Source organism: Sphingomonas sp. LH128 (assembly GCF_000293195.2).
GTDB classification, from domain to species: domain Bacteria; phylum Pseudomonadota; class Alphaproteobacteria; order Sphingomonadales; family Sphingomonadaceae; genus Novosphingobium; species Novosphingobium resinovorum_A.
The window spans coordinates 1-3,210 of sequence record NZ_ALVC01000417.1; the positions used below are offsets into that span (position 1 = coordinate 1).

3 protein-coding genes are annotated in these 3,210 nt (G+C 69.6%); 1 reads left to right on the forward strand and 2 read right to left on the reverse strand.

The window, feature by feature from the left end:
• A partial coding sequence (locus LH128_RS26925) for an MGH1-like glycoside hydrolase domain-containing protein (protein WP_008832861.1) occupies positions 1-1,395 on the forward strand: 1,395 nt, incomplete at its 5' end.
• A 108-nt stretch (positions 1,396-1,503) separates the two neighbouring features.
• On the opposite strand, the gene LH128_RS26930 is transcribed toward LH128_RS26925, so the two are convergent.
• Complete coding sequence (locus tag LH128_RS26930; RefSeq protein WP_008832862.1) at positions 1,504-2,277, reverse strand: ABC transporter ATP-binding protein; 774 nt, start codon at positions 2,275-2,277, stop codon at positions 1,504-1,506.
• Positions 2,271-3,210: FecCD family ABC transporter permease (locus LH128_RS26935; protein WP_008832863.1), on the reverse strand; the 940-nt coding region annotated here is incomplete at its 5' end. The genes LH128_RS26930 and LH128_RS26935, both read right to left, overlap by 7 nt.

Sequence of the window (3,210 nt, forward strand, 5' to 3'; positions counted from 1 at the left end):
TCGGGCGGCAAGGACGGCTTTAGGGGCGGTGATGCGTTCCGGCCTTCGGTCAACGCCTACATGTTCGCCAATGCCCGCGCCTTGTCGCGCATGGCGCAGATGGCGGGCGACGCGGCGATGGCGAAGGAATATGCCGCCCGCGCCGAGGCCTTGAAGGCGCGTGTGCTGGCGGACTTGTGGAACCCGAAGCTGCAGCATTTCACCGACCGCCACCAGATTACCAACGAACACGTCAAATACTGGGAGCCGATCCGCAATCGCGAACTCGTTGGCTACCTGCCGTGGATGTTCGATCTCGTCCCCGACGATGCGAAATATGCTGCAGCATGGGCGCACCTGACCGATCCGGGATCGCTGGCGGGCAAGGCCGGGATGCGCACCGTCGAGAAGACTTACGAATACTACATGCGCCAGTACCGCTACCTCGGCCCGGACCCCGAGTGCCAGTGGAACGGCCCGATCTGGCCCTACCAGACGACGCAGGTGCTGACCGCGATGGCCAATCTGCTCGACCATTACGAGGCGCACGGTCCCATTTCCCGCGCCGACTGGATGGCGATGCTGCGCCAGTATACGGCGCTGCATTATCAGGGCGACAAGCTCGATCTGGAAGAAGACTACGACCCGGAGACCGGCAAGCCGATCGTCGGGCTGGACCGCAGCCACCACTACTTCCACTCGGGCTACATCGACCTGATCCTGACCGGCCTCGTCGGCATCCGCCCGCGCAGCGACGATGTGCTGGAGGTCAATCCGTTGCAGGAGGGCCTCGACTGGTTCCGCATCGAGCGGGTGCCGTACCACGGGCACGAAGTCTCGGTGACATGGGACGCGAAGGGCACACGCTATGGCAAGGGCCTCGCCGTCATGGTGGACGGGGTCGAAGTCGCCCGCCGCGCCGACCTCGGCCGGATCGAGGTGCCCGTTACGCGCAAGGCCAACGCGCCGATCGTGCGTGAGGAAAACCTTGCGGTGCAGCTCGTGCGCAGCGGTTTCCCCAAGGCCAGCGCCTCGTCCGGCACCGATGCGGAGAAGCTGCACGATGCGGTCGATGGCCGCGCGTGGTTCTACCCGGAACTGCCGAATGGCTGGGACTCGGACGCCTCTGGCAAGCCGCAGTGGTATGCGCTGGACTTCGGCAAGACGGTTTCGCTGGGCGGCGCCGAGCTGGCGTTCTTCGCCGATGCTGCACGTTTTGCTGCACCGCGCAGGGTCAGCGTCGAGGTCTGGCGCGAGGGCCGCTGGCAACAGGTCGGCGCGCCGGTGAAGCCGCTTGCCAACGGGGTGACGCGGGTGACGTGGCCTGCGGTCGAGACCGGGAAGTTGCGCGTGTCGATGACGCCAGCGAAGGGCCGCGCAATCCGTCTGGCGGAGGTGAAGGCGTTCGCGCGATAGGCCCCAAGTTTCGTCATTGCGAGCGTAGCGAAGCAATCCAGGGCAGTTGAGCGCCGCCCTGGATTGCTTCGCTACGCTCGCAATGACGAGGGGGGCTGGGGAGGTGGTTCACACCCGCTCCAGCGGCACCACCATCGCCGAGCCGCCGCCGAACTCGATCCGCCCGGTCACGCCGTAGACCTCGCGCAGCCGGTCGCTCGTCAAGACCTCCTGCGGCGTGCCTTGTGCCACCAGCATGCCGCGATCCACCAGCAGCAGCCGCTTGCAGTAGCGCGCCGCCATCGTCAGGTCGTGCAGCACCGTCACCACCAGCGCGCCCGAATTCGCCTCGGCGGCAAGCAGTTCCATCACGTCGATCTGATGCCCCGGATCGAGCGCGGCGAGCGGCTCGTCCGCGACCAGTCCCGGCGCGCCCACCGCCAGCGCCCGCGCCAGCATCACCCGCGCGCGCTCGCCGCCCGAAAGTTCGGTGGCGGTGCGCCCGGCAAGGTGCAGCACGTCTGCCCGCTCCATGGCGGCATGAACGGCGGCAAGGTCGTCCGCGCCCAGCCGCGACATCGGGCCGAGCCCGGGCAGGCGGCCCAGCGCCACCAGTCGCTCGACGCTGAGCGGCCAGTGCAGCGCCTGCCCCTGCGGCAGGTAGCTGACCAGCCGTGCCAGCGCCTTCGGCGTCATCCGCGCGATGTCGTGCCCGTCGATCTCGACCGCGCCCCGCGTCGCCGGGATCAGCCCGAGCAGCGCGCGCACCAGCGTCGACTTGCCCGCGCCGTTGGGGCCGATGATCCCGGTCAGTTCGCCGGGGCGCAGCGTGGCGCTGATCCCGTGCAGCACCGCGCGGTCGCGCAGGTCCACGGAGAGGCCATTGAGGGTCACGGTCACCACAGGCGGCGCTCCTTCAGCAGATGGACGAGGAAGACGGGGACGCCGAGGAACGCCGTCACCACGCCCAGCTTCAGTTCGCCCGCGGTCGGGATCAGCCGTACCAGAATGTCGGCGCCGGTCAGCAGCACCGCGCCGCCGAGGAACGAGGGCAGTAGCACCGCCGAGGGGCTGCGGTCGGTCAGCGGGCGCACCAGATGCGGCACGATCAGCCCGACGAAGCCGACCGAGCCCGACACCGCCACGGCGCCGCCGACGCCGATGGCGACGCCCAGCAGCAGCCGCGCGCGCGTGCGCGTCAGGTCCACGCCGAGCGAGCGCGCTCCGTCCTCGCCCAGCGACAGCGCGTCGAGCGCGCGCCCGTCCCACAGCAGCAGCGCCGCGCCGACGACGATGCAGGGCAGGGCGATCCAGACGTGGTCCATCGCCCGGTTCTCGATCGAGCCGAGCAGCCAGGCCATGATCTCCATCGCCGCGAAAGGATTGGGCGAGAGGTTGAGCGCAAGGCTGATCCCCGCGCCCGCCAGCGTCGAGACGGCGATGCCCGCAAGGATCAGCGCCAGCGGCCCCTCGGCGCGGCCCGCGAGCACGAACAGCAGCGCGAGGCTCGCCAGCGCGGCGAGGATCGCAAGCAGCGGCAGCACGGCGGGGCTGTAATCGCCGATGCCGAAGTAGATCGCCGCGACCGCGCCCAGCGCCGCCGAGTTCGACGCACCGAGCACTGAAGGCTCCGCCAGCGGATTGCGCAAGTACCCCTGAAGCGCGGCTCCCGCGAGGCCCAGCATCCCGCCGACCATCAGCGCCACCAGCGTGCGCGGCAGGCGCAGTTCCAGCAGGATCGCCCGGACCACCGGATCGCCATGGCCGAGCGCCGCATCGAGCAGCCGCCCGGTCGGGATCGGCACTGCGCCCAGCATGAGCGAGGCGATTCCCGCC